Origin of the sequence: Zhongshania aliphaticivorans, assembly GCF_001586255.1 — a bacterium.
Classification (GTDB): domain Bacteria; phylum Pseudomonadota; class Gammaproteobacteria; order Pseudomonadales; family Spongiibacteraceae; genus Spongiibacter; species Spongiibacter aliphaticivorans.
The window spans coordinates 797,556-814,354 of sequence record NZ_CP014544.1 but is presented as its reverse complement, the minus strand read 5'-3'; the positions used below and the strand labels follow the sequence as shown (position 1 = coordinate 814,354).

The 16,799-nt window shown below is 52.2% G+C and carries 15 protein-coding genes; 7 read left to right on the top strand and 8 right to left on the bottom strand.

Features of this window, described 5'->3' with window-relative positions:
• Positions 1-17 precede the first annotated feature (17 nt).
• Entirely contained in the window at positions 18-878 is an 861-nt protein-coding gene (gene asd / locus AZF00_RS03575; RefSeq protein WP_008250560.1) for an archaetidylserine decarboxylase, read from the top strand.
• Between the two features lie 19 nt (positions 879-897).
• Here the strand turns inward: asd and epmA are convergent, their stop codons facing one another.
• Entirely contained in the window at positions 898-1,851 is a 954-nt protein-coding gene (gene epmA / locus AZF00_RS03570; RefSeq protein WP_008250559.1) for an EF-P lysine aminoacylase EpmA, read from the bottom strand.
• The gene (gene efp / locus AZF00_RS03565) at positions 1,852-2,421 is read right to left on the bottom strand and encodes an elongation factor P (protein WP_008250558.1); all 570 of its coding nucleotides are present in this window, start codon (positions 2,419-2,421) and stop codon (positions 1,852-1,854) included.
• A gap of 48 nt (positions 2,422-2,469) precedes the next feature.
• On the opposite strand from efp, the gene epmB reads away from it, so the two are divergent.
• The 3 genes from epmB (at position 2,470) to AZF00_RS03550 (ending at position 7,406) form a co-directional block, all read left to right on the top strand.
• Entirely contained in the window at positions 2,470-3,483 is a 1,014-nt protein-coding gene (epmB, locus tag AZF00_RS03560; RefSeq protein WP_008250543.1) for an EF-P beta-lysylation protein EpmB, read from the top strand.
• A gap of 74 nt (positions 3,484-3,557) precedes the next feature.
• Positions 3,558-5,360, top strand: coding sequence for a cyclic-di-GMP receptor FimW-related protein (locus AZF00_RS03555; RefSeq protein ID WP_008250542.1), 1,803 nt, complete (start codon positions 3,558-3,560; stop codon positions 5,358-5,360).
• A 39-nt stretch (positions 5,361-5,399) separates the two neighbouring features.
• Positions 5,400-7,406 carry a sensor domain-containing phosphodiesterase gene (locus tag AZF00_RS03550; RefSeq protein ID WP_008250540.1) on the top strand — a complete coding sequence of 669 codons (2,007 nt, stop codon included), beginning with the start codon at positions 5,400-5,402 and terminating at the stop codon, positions 7,404-7,406.
• Positions 7,407-7,442: 36 nt separating this feature from the next.
• Here the strand turns inward: AZF00_RS03550 and serB are convergent, their stop codons facing one another.
• Positions 7,443-8,654, bottom strand: coding sequence for a phosphoserine phosphatase SerB (serB, locus tag AZF00_RS03545; protein WP_008250538.1), 1,212 nt, complete (start codon positions 8,652-8,654; stop codon positions 7,443-7,445).
• Between the two features lie 119 nt (positions 8,655-8,773).
• On the opposite strand from serB, the gene AZF00_RS03540 reads away from it, so the two are divergent.
• Positions 8,774-9,994 carry a hypothetical protein gene (locus AZF00_RS03540; RefSeq protein WP_008250537.1) on the top strand — a complete coding sequence of 407 codons (1,221 nt, stop codon included), beginning with the start codon at positions 8,774-8,776 and terminating at the stop codon, positions 9,992-9,994.
• Here AZF00_RS03540 and parC read toward each other — a convergent pair.
• Positions 9,991-12,249, bottom strand: a complete 2,259-nt coding sequence (gene parC / locus AZF00_RS03535) for a DNA topoisomerase IV subunit A (protein WP_008250536.1) — start codon at positions 12,247-12,249, stop codon at positions 9,991-9,993. The two genes, AZF00_RS03540 and parC, sit on opposite strands and share 4 nt — an antisense overlap.
• A gap of 214 nt (positions 12,250-12,463) precedes the next feature.
• Here parC and AZF00_RS03530 point away from each other — a divergent pair, with 214 nt between their 5' ends.
• The gene (locus tag AZF00_RS03530; protein ID WP_008250535.1) at positions 12,464-12,727 is read left to right on the top strand and encodes a hypothetical protein; all 264 of its coding nucleotides are present in this window, start codon (positions 12,464-12,466) and stop codon (positions 12,725-12,727) included.
• A gap of 5 nt (positions 12,728-12,732) precedes the next feature.
• Here AZF00_RS03530 and AZF00_RS03525 read toward each other — a convergent pair whose 3' ends face one another.
• Positions 12,733-12,915, bottom strand: coding sequence for a hypothetical protein (locus AZF00_RS03525; protein ID WP_008250533.1), 183 nt, complete (start codon positions 12,913-12,915; stop codon positions 12,733-12,735).
• A 111-nt stretch (positions 12,916-13,026) separates the two neighbouring features.
• Here AZF00_RS03525 and AZF00_RS03520 point away from each other — a divergent pair, with 111 nt between their 5' ends.
• Positions 13,027-13,509 carry an FKBP-type peptidyl-prolyl cis-trans isomerase gene (locus AZF00_RS03520; RefSeq protein ID WP_008250531.1) on the top strand — a complete coding sequence of 161 codons (483 nt, stop codon included), beginning with the start codon at positions 13,027-13,029 and terminating at the stop codon, positions 13,507-13,509.
• 14 nt (positions 13,510-13,523) lie between these two features.
• Here AZF00_RS03520 and AZF00_RS03515 read toward each other — a convergent pair whose 3' ends face one another.
• Genes AZF00_RS03515 through AZF00_RS03505 form a run of 3 tightly spaced genes read right to left on the bottom strand, consistent with a single transcriptional unit; the run spans position 13,524 to position 16,792 of the window.
• Positions 13,524-14,423, bottom strand: coding sequence for an alpha/beta hydrolase (locus tag AZF00_RS03515; RefSeq protein ID WP_008250528.1), 900 nt, complete (start codon positions 14,421-14,423; stop codon positions 13,524-13,526).
• Positions 14,405-16,249, bottom strand: coding sequence for an Lnb N-terminal periplasmic domain-containing protein (locus tag AZF00_RS03510; RefSeq protein ID WP_008250525.1), 1,845 nt, complete (start codon positions 16,247-16,249; stop codon positions 14,405-14,407). The genes AZF00_RS03515 and AZF00_RS03510 overlap by 19 nt, the downstream gene beginning before the upstream one ends.
• A 60-nt stretch (positions 16,250-16,309) precedes the next feature.
• On the bottom strand, positions 16,310-16,792 hold the full coding sequence (locus AZF00_RS03505; RefSeq protein ID WP_008250523.1) for a DUF3015 domain-containing protein: 483 nt from the start codon (positions 16,790-16,792) through the stop codon (positions 16,310-16,312).
• Positions 16,793-16,799: the final 7 nt, after the last annotated feature.

The following is a 16,799-nucleotide window of genomic DNA, read 5'->3' as shown; positions in this document are numbered from 1 at the left end:
GTTAAAAGGACTATTTTGTGAACATCGCGTTTATAATTTTGCAATACCTGCTGCCCCAGCACCTGCTATCAAGGCTTGTTGGTAAATTAGCGGAAACCCAAATTCCCTGGCTGAAAGACCTACTGATTAGCCGGTTCATTGCCCAGTACAACGTTGACATGAACGAGGCGGCGGACCCAGATTATCGCAATTATCAGAACTTCAACGCGTTTTTCACCCGCGCGCTAAAAGACGGCGCGCGGCCGATTGCCCCAGGTGCGCAGGACATTGCCTGTCCCGCAGACGGCGCCATCAGCCAACTGGGGCAAATTATTGACGGGCGCATTTTTCAGGCCAAGGGCCAAGATTACAGCTTACTGCAATTACTGGGCGGTAATCGCGAAGCGGCGGCGCTATTCGCTGGCGGCAGCTTTGCCACCGTGTATTTGTCGCCCCGCGACTATCACCGCGTGCACATGCCGCTGGCGGGTACGCTGCAGTCGATGACCTATATTCCCGGCGCACTGTTTTCTGTGAACACCACCACCGCCGAAAACGTGCAGGGCTTATTCGCCCGCAATGAACGCGCAGTGTGTTTATTTGAGACCGAGGCTGGCCCAATGGCAGTTATTTTGGTCGGCGCGCTGATCGTGGCGGGCATTGAAACCGTCTGGGACGGCCAAATAGCGCCGCCACCTAGCGGCATCAAAACAACAGACTACCGCAAAGGCGCCAGAGAAATCTTTTTAGATAAAGGCGAGGAAATGGGGCGTTTCAAACTTGGCTCTACCGCAATAGTGCTGTTTGGCAAAGACCAAGTGCAGTGGGCGGAGAAATTTGTGGCCACCACCCCAACCCGCTTAGGTGAAGTCTTGGGAACACTCTCGTCAGACGCCTGACGTCCGACGCCAGACGCACTCACACCCGCTCAAGCGGAAAGGCAATAACCTGGTCTATCCGTTCGGCTTTACACGCAATCATCACCAGCCGATCAAAGCCAATCGCGACACCAGTGCATTCTGGCAGACATGGCATGGCCTTTAACAAATAGCGGTCTATCGGAGGTAAATCTTGGCCGCTAAGGCCGCGGCGGCGATGATCATCGCCAATCCTACGCACCAGTTCATTCGCATCGCGCAATTCATCATAACCATTAGCCAGTTCCATGCCCGCGAAAAACGCTTCGAAGCGACGAGCCACTGGATGGCCGTCGCCATTTACCGCAATTTTTGCCAAGGCAGCCTGCGTCTCAGGAAAATCATAAACAATACTGATTTGCGCGGGGTCTAGCGCTGGCTCGACCACCAACGACATCAACAGCTGTAACCACAGATCGCGATCATCGCTGTCAAAGCCCAGGTCGAGGTGCCGCCTCGCACAGACCTTTAATTCCGCTAAGCTCGCAGTATGCGGATTGAGATGACAATGTAGTTCAAATACCTTTTGGTAAGTCAGCAGCGCCACATCTACGCTGCCGCTCGCCAGAGTAATGACCGCCACCACCTCATCTATCAAGGCATCGAGACTCATACCTGGGCGATACCACTCCAACATGGTGAATTCAGGATTATGACGACGCCCGCGCTCACCCCGGCGAAAGGCTTTGCAAATTTGATAAATCGGCCCACTACCCGCAGCCAATAAGCGCTTCATGGCAAATTCAGGTGAGGTTTGCAGGTACATTTGCCCCTCGCCGCTAGGCGACTGGGCAGTAATGGCTTCAATATTGGGATCAGTAACGGGTGCAGAGGCAAGCAGCGGGGTGTCTACTTCCAGCACCCCCCGCGCCGCAAAAAACTGGCGGATCTCACTAAGGAGCTGTGCGCGACGGCCCAAGGCCGTAATATCGGCAGAGGGCCGCCACTCGTTCACTTAGGTCTTAACTCGGTTCTGGTATTCGCCCGTGCGGGTATCTACCTTGATTACTTCGCCTTCGCTAATAAATAAAGGCACTTTCACCACCGCACCCGTACTGAGGTGAGCAGGTTTGGTTCCGCCTTGCGCGGTATCACCTTTAACACCGGGGTCAGTTTCTACGATGGGTAATTCAACAAAATTTGGCGGCGTAACTGACAAAGGCGCGCCGTTGTACAGCGTCACCGTACAGACATCCTGCTCTTTCAGCCACAGCGACGCGTCACCCACGGCTTTTGTGTCTGCTTGCACCTGCTCAAAGGATTCTGGATCCATAAAGTGGTAAAATTCGCCGTCGTTGTAAAGGTATTCCATACTCTGATCAACAACATCGGCACCTTCCAGTGACTCGCCGGATTTAAACGTGCGCTCCCATACTCGGCCAGAGTTAAGATTGCGCAGACGCACACGGTTAAAGGCCTGACCTTTACCGGGTTTAACAAATTCATTTTCCAGAATTGAACAGGGCTCGCCATCGAGCATAACTTTAAGCCCGTTGCGAAATTCGTTAGTAGAATAATTGGCCATGGTTCTCCTCAGCGGCTAGGTCGTAAACCGTAGATTAAAAAGGCAACAATGATACCTCTTATCACCACAATTTGGCAGACTCAAAGCTGGCAACAGCAAATGCAGCAGATGATCCGCGACCCAGAACAGCTTTTTAAGCGTTTGGGTTTAGACATTGCCGCTCGCCCAGAACTTATTGGCGCGCTCAAACAATTCCCTTTGCGGGCAACCGAAGCCTTTATCGCCAAGATGCAACCCGGCAACTGGAACGACCCCCTACTGTTACAAGTTTTACCACAAGCACAAGAAACCGAGCCGCAGCCCAACTTTATTGACGACCCGCTAGCGGAGCTCGACGCCAATCCAGCGCCAGGCTTAATTCATAAATACCGTGGTAGAGTATTACTCATCACCAGCTCCGCCTGCGCAGTGCACTGCCGCTACTGCTTTCGGCGCAACTTCCCCTACAGCGACAACAATCCCAGCCAAAAAGACTGGCAGCAGGCCCTGGATTATATTGCCGAGCATCCCGAAATCCATGAAGTTATCCTCAGCGGCGGCGATCCGCTGGCCACCAGCGACGATTATTTAGACAAACTCATTGGCCGCATTGCCAATATTCCCCATGTTGAAACACTGCGTATTCACACTCGCCTGCCGCTGGTATTACCCGCTCGCATTACCCCGGATTTAATCAAGGTACTCACCAAGCACCGCCTGCATACGGTAATGGTCATCCACTGCAACCACGCCAATGAATTGGATGACGCCAGCACAGACGCCCTCAAATCACTACGTGATGCCAATATTCACTTGTTAAATCAAACCGTTTTACTTAAAGGTATCAATGATCGTGCCGAAATATTAATTAAGTTAAGCCGTCGACTGTTTGAGACAGGGGTTATGCCCTATTATTTGCATGTACTAGATAAAGTCCGCGGCGCGAGTCATTTTGATGTACCTGAATCCACCGCCCAGACACTAATGCGAGAGGTGCTGGCCAGCTTGCCAGGTTACTTAGTACCGCGCTTAGTGAGAGAAGATCCTCACGCGAGCAGTAAACGACCACTTGCGCTATTATGAATTAACGCGTAAAAACATAGACTTAATGCACATACTTAATATTTGTGCTTTGAGACTGCGGAAATTAACGGGACATGATGAAAAGTAGCTCAAGCTTAGCCTTAGTCTTACCCAAATTTAATCGCGATAGCCACAGCCAGTTCGCATTAAATGCTGGCGCAGTTAACTCATGGTTAAGTAGTTTGCCCCTCGCTAATCTTGGCGAGTCTACCCGTCAGCTGTTCCAAGCGCTGTCAGAGCTCAGTCACGTCGCCTGCAAAGCCAAAGACCGCCTAGAAATTCTTGAAAAAATTCGTCCACAGGTGCATTACGTCACCAAAGGCTTATCCCAGCACTACTTGAACAAGCCGATAATTCTACCGGAAAAAACTGAAAAAATTGTGCTGCTTGCAGACACCTTAAACACCCAGCTAGCTACCGCCTATTGTCAGGCATTTCAGGGTTTTGAGGCAGAAAGTCGCTTGCTAAAACCCAAGGAAGCCATGGGAATCTGCCTGCACCGCGCATTGACGGAGTACAGCTGTATATTATTGCGCAGTCACCAGCTCTACCGCGCCAGCCAGAATGGTTTTTGGCAAACATTGCACACCATCTACCAATGCGCGCTGAGCATGAAACTGAGCAAGATTAAGGTCAGCGACGTCACTCACGGCGATGGCGTAGTAGTGCAAGCGTATCTGCGCTCATTAATGCTCGCTTGCAGCCGCACTCACCAGCTGCCCCAGCGCCATATAGAAGAAATATTCAAAGAGCTGAGCTACTGGACAGCGTTTATCGAATTGCGCGCTGACCGCCTAGAAAGCTGCGTACTCCTTTTAAATCCCAAAGAAGATGGTCAGCCCGTATACCGCGAGTTAATTCAACGGGCACCAGCACCTGGCTGGCTAGGCATAGACACCAAAGCGATTTTAAGCCAGGGTGGCGCCATGTCAGACAGTGCGCCCGCTCGCAAAGCTAGCGCACCTACCACGCTACCCAAAACGATCATCGATCACTTGGCAATCGCGTGGAGTTCAGCAACATCACGCGCCGCAGAGCGGGTCCCTTGCAATGAGCCGGTGCTTATCACTCTGGGTATGAACGCCACCCACTTTTTTGTAGCTAATCAAATTGATTTCGAACAGTTTAAAATAGATCGCAATCAAGCGGAGTCCCGCCCGGACCCCTATTTTAAAGACGAAGGCAAAGCTAAAGATGCTTGGGGCAGCGCCGGCCTAGACACCCGTGACGTAGACAGCAATACAACAGAACACCTCGACATTGAATATGATCAAATGCCTAGCCACGTCGAGAATATCAGTTATAGCTTACCGTCGAACAATCACAATAGCCCAACACCCGACACCCAGCACCAATACTTACGTACTCGCCTTCTTGACACCAGTAGCGCAGGCTACCGGCTTGAGTGGCCAGAATCGGCACAAGCGCGCATTCGTACGGGCGAGTTACTCGGCATAAAAGTCAACGATCACGAGGGCTGGCAAATTGCTGTGGTGCGCTGGCTGCGCAGCGACGATATTCATCAAATTGGCATTGAAACCATTGCCTCCGCAGCCACCCCCTACAGCGTCAGGCTGATTCATTCAGGTCTGCCAGTTCAAGACTTTCAGCGTGCCATGCTACTGCCCGGCGGGCAGCTCGCCAAAGGCCCTTTACTGCTATTGTCTAGCGTCACGGGCTTCGCCGAAGGCCAAACCGTCGAACTACTGCGCCCCGGCCACGCAATGCGGGTAAAACTCGATAAAAAGATCGAAAACTCCAATGCCTTCAAGCTCTTCACCTTTCAAGACATTTCTCGCGCCGCCTTTAAGGCGGAGGCACCGGACGCCGAGCCAGGAAATAAAGGAGATTTCAATCAGCTCTGGGATATATTGTAAGTCCGCAGCGATCCAGGCATCACCACGTAATGAGTCATTATGAGTAACGACACCGCTATCAATATCCTGCTGTTTTGCCTAGCGGACAATGACGCCGAACAAATCATTGCCTGCTGTCGGCGTGCTGGCCGAGTCGCCCATACCCAGAGCATTGAAACCGGCGAAAAACTCGCCGAAGTCATTGTCGAAAAGCAATGGGATGTACTTATTTTTGATGCCGAGCGCTCGCAACTTGACGTGCAACGCTGCGGCCACATTTTGCGCAAACACCAGGTCGATATTTCCCTGATATTTATGGGCGAAGGGGACCCGTTAAATCCGCCAGACCCGGCAATCACAGACATTATCAGTAAATATGACATCCCCCAGCTCGTGGGCGCCGCGCTCCGTGAACAGCGGAGTCAAGCGCTTCGTCGCCAATTAAAACAGCGTGAAATTGACCTTAAAGAAGCGGAAGGACGCAATGAACTATTACTTGCCGACCACCTCGACCCGCTCGCTTACATCACCGACGGCATGATTATTTATGCTAACGCGCCCTTTTGCGAACATATGGGTAATGAAGATTTAGAAGGCTTTCCCATTGTTGACTTGATCACCAACAAAGACCAGGACCGCTTTAAAAATGCCCTTAAAAAGCAGCAGCTCAACAAAGATCAACAGCAGCTTGAGATTAGTTTCGCGCACAGCGACGGCCGCGAAATAAAAACCCTGATTACCTGCAATAGCGCTAACTACGATGGTGAAGCCTGTATTCAACTGAGCCTCAATAATAACGACAGCAATAATCAGCTCAACGGTCTAGATCTCAGCACCCAGATGAGCAATAAGTACCGGTTTCAAGAGGTATTGCAGGAGTTCATTGAGAATGAGCGCAATAGTGACTCGTCCTTGATCCTGTTATCCCTCGACCGCTTTAGCAGACTGCGCCAGAGTTCGAGCCTGCTTGATGTTGAGAAAATACTCGAGGCGATCAGCGTTCATGTTCGCGAAGTAATGCCCGCCCAATTCTATGGCCGGGTTGCCGACGACATGATCGCCGCCATCTGCCACCACGTGGGCAGCGATGCGGCCTTGGAAATGGGCTTGGAACTGTGCAGAGCCATTGAAAATGACATCTTTGAAATCAAAAAGAAGTCACTGCAGTGCACCGCCAGTATTGCGATTATGCCTATAAATCACCTCACACCACCGCGGGCGAGCTTGTTGCTTGACACCCTATTCCACGGCGCCGAAAAAATCTATCTCGCGGGTGGTAACAACGCTGAGATTTGTCATCGTGAACGTCAACAGCTCAGCACCGTGGAGGCCGCGACCTCATTAGCTAGCGAAGCCTTAAACCAAGGCCGGCTCACCCTCTTATTCCAGCCTATGATTAATCTCGGCAACGCCGACGGCGACCACTACGAAGCCTCATTGGATATCAAAGACTGGGTAGAAGGCGAAGTCACCGCAGGCGAGTTATTGCGCGTCATAGAACAAGAACCCGACAACAACAAACTCGACCACTGGATTGTGGTTGAGGCGACCAAACAACTGGCCAAAGAACGCCAGACCGGCCAAGACCTAAAACTCATCATCAACCTCAGCGGCAATGTTTTTCACGACCCAGAATTTTGCTCGTGGCTAAGTGTTGCATTTAAAGCTGCGGGCCTACCGCCGTCGTCGGTGATTTTGCAGTTTAATGAAGAGAGTATTGCCAACGCTTTAAAGCCGGCGCTGAACTTCGCTCAGCAATTGCAGAAATTGGGTTCTGCACTCAGTGTTCGCAACTTCGGCCGCGCCCAAAAAGGCAATAAGTTTTTATCGCATATTCAGCCGCATTTGGTAAAACCGGGTTTTAGAAAAACCGACACCCCGAGCGATGAACAAATCAAAGATATTGTTGCGCAAGCCAAAGTGCTTAAAAGCAGAGTATTAATTCCTAATGTGGGCAGCGCCGCCACCCTTGCCATGCTTTGGCAATTGGGGCCTGACTTCATCCAAGGCAGCTACGTGAACGAACCCATGCCGAGCATGAACTACGAATTTGCCTCGTTCAACTAACACTCGCGGCAGGAGGCACTCCTGCCGCGACATACATTAGTTGGTATGGCGGTCGCTGATGCCAAGCAAATACAAAATACCATCCAGCCCCAGGGTCGAAATCGATTGCTTGGCATTTTCTCTAACGATGGGTTTAGCCCGAAAGGCAATTCCCAATCCGGCAATACTCAGCATCGGCAAATCGTTAGCCCCATCACCCACCGCGATAACCTGTTCTAAATTTAAACCTTCACGCTGGGCGATGTCGCGCAACAACTCCGCCTTGCGCTGGCCGTCAACAACAATGCCCTCAACCTCACCGGTCACCCTGCCATCCCGAATCACCAGCTCATTGGCATACACATAATCGATACCGAGCTTTTGCTGGAGATACTGGCCAAAGTAGCTAAAGCCGCCAGACAATATCGCGGTCTTATAGCCTAGCTGTTTTAGGGTAGACACGAGTTTTTCGGCGCCCTCAGTAATTTTTAAGCTGGCGGCAATGCCCTCAAGCACGGACTCATCCAAACCTTTAAGCAGGGCAACTCGCGCCTTAAAACTCTCGGTAAAATCAATTTCGCCGCGCATAGCCCGCTCGGTAATCTCGGCAACCTGATCGCCAACACCCGCCGCTTTTGCTAACTCGTCGATGACCTCGGCTTCAATCAGGGTTGAATCCATATCAAAGGCCACCAAGCGCCGCGTTCGCCGGAACATATTGTCTTCTTGATAGGCAATATCAATATCCAGCTCACTCGCTAAGTGCAGTAGCTCCCGACGGAAGTCGGAGGCATCCACTAAATTGCCCCGCACCGACAACTCAACACAGGCTTTAGACTGCTGTGCGACCCCTTCTAATGGCACCCGACCAGACAAACGGTCAATACGGTCGATATTAAGCTCATAACGCGACACAATATCGGTGACACTGGCAATATGACGCCCAGTGATTTTGCGCGCCAACAGCGTCACTATGTGGCGCTGCTTGCCCTGCCCTGTCACCCATTGATTATAGCTCTCGGGGCTAACAGGTAAGAATCGCACCTGCATTTGCATTTCATGGGTGCGAAACAGGATATCTTTTAGAATACTCGCCGCTTCAGCGCTGGCGGGCACCTCTACCAACAAACCCAGCGCTAAATTATCGTGTATTACCGCTTGACCAATATCGAGGATATTCACCCCGTGGTCAGCTAGAATACCGGTAATGCTACTGGTCACCCCCGGACGATCATCTCCGGCAATATTGATCAATATGATTTCGTTCACACCACCCCCTACGGTAATCGGCGTATTGTAGCGGTTGACGGGATTCCACCCAAGTGCTGCGAGCCTTGATATACTCGCATTACCAATAAAACTTCTAATTCCGGATGGAATGATAGTAAATGCTAAAGCAGCTCCTAAAGCTCCCCTTATCTGCCAAGTGCGGATTGATTACCGCGCTCATTTGCGCGCTTGCTGGCCTAACCTTATTACTCACCAGCATGACCGCCAGCAAGCAAATACTGCTGGAAACCACCCGCATGATTGGCCAGCAGTGGACCAATCAACTCGCCTCGCAAAGCCAGCAAGCACTGCTGCGCAACGACAAGGTTAGTTTACAAGCCATACTGCAGGATTATATTAATAGCCCGCTGATTGTCTACGGCAGTATTTCGAATGCCCGTGAAGAAGCCGTCGCAGAAGCAGGCCACTGGCGCGCAGAAAACCTCAATTACGAAGCGCAGGTCGCCGCCGATGGCCGCCTAGGTTTAGTTAAACTCTCGCTAAGCCGAGAATTAATTGGCGATGAAATTCGCGATCTCGGTAAAACCCTACTGATTTTAACCGGACTGCTTGCCTGCTTTAGCTACGCCATTGTTGCCGTACCGTTGCGCCGCATTGAAGAAATCCTAGAGCTGGCGAGGGCCAGACTAGCGCAACCGCTGCGCAATGATGATTGCTTGTATCGCGGCAGCGACAGCCTCGGCAAGCTCCTCGAAGAGATCCACAAACCCCAAATACGCCTGAGCAAACTCGGCAAAAATCGCTTTAAAGATTATTATGTGCTGCACTGCCACTGGCAGGCCTACGATGCCTTGCACGCCCAGATGGCCCCCGACAGTTTCCGCGAACACCTGCGCACCAGCTACGCCCGAGGCGAGGCCATTGCAAGACTCTACCACGCCGATATAGTGGTACATCGCCACAATGCCATCAGCCTGCGCTTTTTTGAAGTGCCCGACACCGATCACCCGCTATTCCGCGCGCTATGCTGCGCCGAGCTATTTCAAAAGCTCGATAAAATTTTACGCAGCCGCGCCGGTATCGCCCATATTCTTGGCGAGGGCGATCATTGGGAGTGTGCATCACTGGAGTGCGCCGCCATCGATCAACTGCACGGTGCCACCGCCGAGGGCAAAGGCACCTGGCTAGATAAAAGCAGCCGGCAACACGAGCGTATAGAGGCGTGGGGCGATTTCCGTGGCAATCAGGTAATAGGTATGAAGTCGCCGTATAACGACTTGCTTGAGCGTCAGCAGACTCAGCTAAAAAAGCTGAGCCTTGAATCCTTCAAGCAAGACAGTTTACGCCAACACGAAGACCCTACAGACAGCCCTAATTAATTAGGGCTGATGGCCTCCAAGGCATCTACTTTTTGGAAGCCGCGGGGCAATTTGTGACCACGACGGCCGCGCTCACCCACATAGTGTTCGAGCTCAGCAAACTTAAGGGATAAATGGCGCTTGCCAGAAATCACCTTCAACACGTCCCGCTCACCAAAGATCGTCACTGCCGTCACATACTCTTCACGGCTCGCTAGGCGCGCCGACGGAATCCCAATCATCTTATTGCCCTTGCCACGCGGCATGACAGGTAATTCTGCGGCAGGAAAAATCAACATCCGACCTTCCGTCGTCACCGCCACCACATAGCTATTGGTCAATTCGGCAATGGCAATCGGTGGTAGCACTTTTGCGCCGTTCGGCAAGGTTAAGGCTGCTTTGCCCGCCTTATTCTTGCTCTGCAACTCGGCCAATTTGGCAATAAAACCATAGCCCGCATCCGAGGCGAGTAAGTAATAGCCCTCGTCACCGCCCATCATCATGCCGGTAAAGCTCACTCCGGAAGGCGGATTAATTCGACCAGTTAACGGCTCACCCTGGCCCCGCGCCGACGGCAGGGTGTGCGCCGCTACGGTATAACTGCGTCCGGTACTGTCGAGAATAATCACAGGCTGATTACTGCGACCCCGCGCAACCAAGTTATAGCGGTCGCCAGATTTATAACTCAAACTCACTGGGTCAATATCATGGCCTTTACCGGCGCGGATCCAGCCCATTTCCGACAAAACCACGGTAACGGGTTCGGCAGAGACAATATCTTCCTCCAAGAAGGCCTTAGCCTCTGCACGCACCACCAATGGTGAGCGGCGCTCGTCGCCAAACTCCTCGGCGACCGCCAGCAATTCTTTGCGAACTAGGGTTTTCATACGCCGAGATGAGCCTAGGGTTTGCTCTAGCGAATCGCGTTCCTTCGCTAACTCTTCTTGTTCGCCGCGAATTTTCATCTCTTCAAGCTTAGCTAACTGCCGCAATTTTAATTCTAAAACCGCTTCAGCCTGAGTATCCGTCAAATCAAAGCGCGCCATCAATACGGGCTTGGGCTGCTCCTCTTCGCGAATAATGGCGATAACCTCGTCAATATTCAAAAAGGCAATTAATAAGGCGTCGAGAATATGTAAGCGCTTAAGCACTTTGTCCAAGCGGAATTCAAGGCGACGGCGCGTAGTGTTGGTTCGAATCTCTAGCCATTCGCTAAGAATTTTATCCAGGCTTTTCACCTGAGGGCGACCGTCAAGGCCGATCATATTCATATTGACCCGGTAACTGCGCTCCAGATCCGTGGTGGCAAACAAGTGATTCATTACCGCTTGCGCATCAACCCTATTGGAACGGGGTATAACCACTAATCGCGTGGGATTCTCATGGTCAGACTCGTCGCGCAAGTCCACTACCATCGGCAGCTTTTTGGCCTGCATCTGCGCGGCAATTTGCTCTAGCACTTTGGAACCTGAAGTCTGATGCGGCAGCGAGGTAATAACAATATCGTCACCCTCTTCCTGCCACAGCGCACGCATGCGCAGCGAGCCACGGCCGGTTTCATACATTTTACGCAAGTCTTCCGGCGGTGTGATAATTTCAGCATCAGTCGGAAAATCAGGGCCTTTAACATGCTCACACAGTTCGGCTACCGAAGCATTGGGCGCATCTAACAAATGTATGCAGGCGCTGACTACTTCACGCAAATTATGGGGCGGAATATCAGTGGCCATGCCCACCGCAATACCGGTGGTGCCATTGAGCAGTATATTCGGCACCCGCGCCGGCATGGTCGACGGCTCATCCATCGCGCCGTCAAAATTTGGCACCCAATCAACCGTGCCCTGACCCAGCTCGCTCAATAACACTTCAGCGTATTTGGTGAGCTTAGACTCGGTATAACGCATTGCCGCGAATGACTTTGGATCGTCGGGGGAACCCCAGTTACCCTGACCGTCAATAAGCGGGTAACGGTAGGAGAAGTCCTGGGACATCAACACCATCGCCTCGTAGACCGCGCTGTCACCGTGGGGGTGGAATTTACCAATGACGTCACCGACGGTGCGCGCCGACTTTTTATACTTAGCGTTGGCTTTGAGCCCCAGCTCGCTCATGGCGTAGACAATCCGCCGCTGCACTGGTTTTAAGCCATCGGCAATATTTGGCAGGGCGCGATCGAGAATAACGTACATCGAGTAGTCCAAGTAGGCTTTCTCGGTGTAGGTCTTTAATGGCATTTGTTCGACGCCGTCAGCGCCAATCACGATAGTTTCCGACATACAGTGTTATTTAATCCTTAAACAATGATTCTAGAGTCTAATCACAGCAAACAGACGTAAACCCATTCTTGTGCTCGGCCCCTAGTTTAATACAACTCCTCGATACGGCAGCAATGCAGGCTAGTGAACATTCACTGTCGTACGGGTAATTACGAAGGGTTAAATCCGCCCAGCCCCCTATACTTGATTACAAGTTGACCAAAGGAGAACTGAAATGGCCGCCCCAAAAGTTGTTAGACTAGCAGAATATCGTCAAAATACGCAGCAGATGCATATCGACGACATTAGCGCCCAGGCATTTCTGTTCCTACAAGAGCAAGCCCAGGAACACGACCTACCAATGCGTGTTTTACTCCGCGAGCATTTACTCGGCCTCGCCTGCGTCGTCAAAGCCGTTGAAGGTCTAGACGAAGCGCAAAACTGGCTCGCCTTAATCAGTGATGAAATCAATCACGGTGGCTCAATCGAAATCCAGTAAGTACCTCAATGTGCGGTGATTTTCTGTTCACCGCAGCGCTCACACCGGTATACCGTCACTAACTTACCCTGCTTTACATCAAACTGCTTAGCCTTATCTACCCGCCATTTATGATGCCCCTCACGGCATAAGCTGCTCACTGCCTTCCGCCCCGATGGGCGACGTTTAAACGAGATGACCTCGCCCATAGCGTTTCTCCATTATATTCAACCCGGCAAAGCTACCACTGGGCGAATTTCACGATTACTATACGCGGCTTAAGATTGCGGTGCGATATCCAATCGCGACGAGGAGACAAGATGGAAATCAGCAAAAATAAAGTGGTGTCGTTTCACTACGAACTTCGCGATAGTCAGGGCACGGTATTAGAAAACAATTTTAACGATACCCCGTCGCTATATATGCACGGCGCCGACAATATCATCAGCGGCTTAGAAGCGGCCATGGCGGGTCACAAAGTGGGCGAAGAGTTTGAGGTAACCCTCGCACCTGAAGACGCCTACGGCCACGTAGAGCCCAATAAACAAGAGCGTATTCCTGCTAAATACCTCAAGCACGAAGGCAAAATGAAGCCCGGCCAAGCGATTAGCTTCAATACCGACAAGGGCATGCGCCAAGCGACCGTGGTTAAAGTTGGCAAATTTGCGGTCGATATTGACCTCAATCACCCACTTGCGGGCCAGACCTTAAGCTTTAAAGTGCTAATCAAGGACATTCGCGACGCCACTGACGAAGAAATTCGTCACCGTCACGCCCACGGCGAAGGCGGACATCAGCACTAAAGGCCAAATTCGCCTTAGCGCCACTGGGCCACCGCCTTGCGAATAAAATCCATGACGGTGGCCCGGTTTTGCATGCCCGCATGCGGATGGTTAAAGGTTTCAATATGACCACCATCGTAACTGAGCAGCTGGCGCGGCGATGCGGCCGCAGCGTATAGCGCCACCGCATTTGCATATGGCACAACGGGATCGCTGCGGCCATGAATCAACAATAGCGGCAGCGGCGCAATCTCAGCAACTTCGGCAATCAAATCCTGGCCCTTGGGCATCGCCCACGCGACCGGACATTGAAAAGGCCACGTCACGTAATTAGCGGCTGCCACGGTCTTGGCAATAGCGCTATAACCAGTAAATCCTGCGTCTAAAATCACCCCTGCTAAATTAGCAAATTCGCTGCGATGACGCGCCACAACGACGCCCGCCAAACTCGCGCCCAGGCTTTGACCTAAGACCAGAATCGGCGTTTCTTGTAGCGGAGGCTGATCTTGTAACCATACCAAACTCGCGAGAATATCCTCTTGCGCCGACGCGACACTTGGTCGGCCTAATGAGCCACCATAACCGCGGTAATCAATGAGCAGTACATTGACCCCCTGAGCGGGCAGCCAATACACACTGGCCAAATGAGTACTGATATTTTCAGCATTGCCGTGGGCAAATAGCAGTGTCGCCGTGGCGTCGCCCACTGCAGGCAGCCACCAGCCATGCAGCGTAGCGCTGTCATCGACCGTGATCTGCACATCGCTATAGCTCAAGCCAACATCGGCGGGGGTTCGCAACAATTGCTGCTGCGGAAAAAATAGCAGGCCTTCACAAGCACTAAGCTGAAAGCATAACAGCAGCAAAACACCGGGTTTGCGCCAGCATAAGGCCACAGCCACCATCCGACTAAAGCTCAAAAATAATAGCGCCATTGCAACTCTATTCCCGTCGACTCGCCCCAGGGTTGGTGACGGTAGGCCACCGAACCGCGCAGGGCATACGCGCTCGACAAGGCCCAATTACTGCTAACGCTAACGCTGCGACGCTCGCCGTCACCGCCAAAATCACTGTAGCGAAAGCTCAGCTCCGTCGCCAGCACAGCGCCCTGCCACAACTGTCCCAACGCGACGTGTGGCGCAAGACGTAAATGCTGCTTCGCATCACCGTTATATTCCAAGCGCAGCCCCGGCAGCACATACGCCACGCCACCCAACACGTCGGCACTATAGCCCGCTCCGCCGCTAATACGACTAACCAAACTCTGTTCAGGCGCGTCGTCTAAACGCTCTAGCCCGGCGTCGACCTGCCAACTCAGCGGCGAAAAAAAGCCATTGCGCGGCGCCAATGAACGGATCGCCACAGGGTCAAAGCGCTGCAATTGAATATTATCATCGCCCGCGTCACGACCTTCCTGCCAGCGCACTTCTACACGCCCCATGCTCAAGCTTGCACCCGCGGGATATCCGGCAGCGGAATCTAAAGCATCGTGATAACTAATCCGCCACTCAGCGGTACTGTACTGACGGTCATCACGGGAACCCACATTCAATGCAAATAAGGATGTCGGGTGTCCCTGATCCGGCTTGGCCGGTGATGGCGCTTGTGGCCACTCGACCCGGTCGTGACCCTGCACTTCACGCAGCAGCGCCAGACTACGCGCAGCCCCCGCGCTGCTGCGCTGCGCGCGATTATCGCTGTAACGCAAATAGCGGTAAGCGGTCATCGCCATGGCCTGACGCTCTCGGCCTGAATAGCGAGCAAATTCTGCGCTCGCAAGGGCATCATCGCTTCTCGCCAACGCCTTTATTAACTCTCGCTGCTCACCATTAAAGTCCGCCAGCAATAATTCAAGCTCAACCCGCTTCGACGCGCGATACTCCGGCTCTTCCGCCAAACCAGCATCGATAACCTCCCGCACGGTATCGATGGGCATTGCCGCGCGGGTAAAGCGGGAGGTCAAATCCACGTCCGGCAGCGCCACTTCCAGTAACTCTAGCAGTCGGAAAGAACAGTTTTCGTCAAAGTAATAATAATCAAAATTAATCTCCCGCAATTCCCAAGTATGCGCCAGCAGAGTATCGATTTGTTCGGCGCTCAAACGCAGGGGGTAGGCCCACATATCGCGGTTTTCTAGACGGCTATACTCCTGAATTTTTTCATAATAAGGCTGCATACTGAACAGTCCAGGGTATCCCCCCACGATGCCCCGATACGCATATAACAAACCGTTTTCGCCAGTGGGAATATTCGCTGCAAAATTCAGCGCGTAAGATAAAAAGGCGCTCTCGCTGCGCTCACCCGCCGGGTCAAGCCGTAAAAAGGTATGGCCATACATTGACGAGGGGCTGTTTAAATAGCTCGCAGCCAGCACCAAAACCACTCGATTTATATCAGTTTGCGTCCGCCACTGTTGATACTCGGCACAGTGCGCCAACAAGGTTGGTGGCAATACACCCCGCTGCTGCAGCCATTGGTAACGAGCGGGAAAACGGCAGGCCGTTGACTGAGGGTCCTGCGCAAAAGCAGCTAATGTTGCAACAAGTTCGGCAGTCCGATTACTTGGACCGTCTTTAGCAAGAAAAAACCGGGGGTCATCAATATAGCTGTGTTTATTTTCGCCCCGGGGAATATGCAGCAAAGCTCGCCATGAATTACTCTGTGCCAGCGCGCTTACGTCTACGCCCTGACGAGCAGCATCTACGGCGAAGGCGGGAACGCAGAATACAAACCCCATCATTGCAGCGAGTAAACGCGTCATAAAATTCCTTGTATAAAAAAACGGCCCCGAGGGACCGTTATCGCACTGATAAAAAGAAATTTAGGCAGCGTATTTCGCTAAGCGCTGATCACTTTTCATAATTTGAAACATGGACGCCACCACCGCATCGGCGTTGACATCACCCTGTGGGAACAGGCTGTCAAAGTGCTGGTGCATTGCCGCCTTAAATACCGGGCGATCTTCTGCACTGATACCCAGTGACACTGCAACAGCCGTTAATGCTTCGCCATCGCCACGGGCAACGTCTTCAGAGAACTCGTCCATGATAGCGCCGACATTAATCATTTTCTTGCCGCCGTAGGTCAAGGTGCCGTCGGCTGAACAACCGTTGGTGCCCAAGGTCATGCCAAAGGTGTTATTACCAGACGTGCCATTGGTGATTGACGCAACCAAATGCGAAGGCAATCCAGATTGACCGGCAAACAGCATATTGCCCCAACCACAATTCGGTCCACCCGGTGCAACCGCGAACGAAGCGCTAGAAAAAGCCATTACAGCCGAGGCCAATAGTAATTTTTTCATTCAAAAT

Bases quoted from the DNA above. Each gene is read 5' to 3' on its own strand.
- AZF00_RS03550 (WP_008250540.1), top strand. From the start codon at position 5,400: ATGAGTAACGACACCGCTATCAATATCCTGCTGTTTTGCCTAGCGGAC.
- AZF00_RS03540 (WP_008250537.1), top strand. From the start codon at position 8,774: ATGCTAAAGCAGCTCCTAAAGCTCCCCTTATCTGCCAAGTGCGGATTG.
- AZF00_RS03510 (WP_008250525.1), bottom strand. From the start codon at position 16,249: ATGACGCGTTTACTCGCTGCAATGATGGGGTTTGTATTCTGCGTTCCC.
- AZF00_RS03515 (WP_008250528.1), bottom strand. From the start codon at position 14,423: ATGGCGCTATTATTTTTGAGCTTTAGTCGGATGGTGGCTGTGGCCTTA.
- AZF00_RS03530 (WP_008250535.1), top strand. From the start codon at position 12,464: ATGGCCGCCCCAAAAGTTGTTAGACTAGCAGAATATCGTCAAAATACG.
- AZF00_RS03525 (WP_008250533.1), bottom strand. From the start codon at position 12,915: ATGGGCGAGGTCATCTCGTTTAAACGTCGCCCATCGGGGCGGAAGGCA.
- AZF00_RS03520 (WP_008250531.1), top strand. From the start codon at position 13,027: ATGGAAATCAGCAAAAATAAAGTGGTGTCGTTTCACTACGAACTTCGC.
- epmB (WP_008250543.1), top strand. From the start codon at position 2,470: ATGATACCTCTTATCACCACAATTTGGCAGACTCAAAGCTGGCAACAG.
- AZF00_RS03505 (WP_008250523.1), bottom strand. From the start codon at position 16,792: ATGAAAAAATTACTATTGGCCTCGGCTGTAATGGCTTTTTCTAGCGCT.
- AZF00_RS03555 (WP_008250542.1), top strand. From the start codon at position 3,558: ATGATGAAAAGTAGCTCAAGCTTAGCCTTAGTCTTACCCAAATTTAAT.
- parC (WP_008250536.1), bottom strand. From the start codon at position 12,249: ATGTCGGAAACTATCGTGATTGGCGCTGACGGCGTCGAACAAATGCCA.
- efp (WP_008250558.1), bottom strand. From the start codon at position 2,421: ATGGCCAATTATTCTACTAACGAATTTCGCAACGGGCTTAAAGTTATG.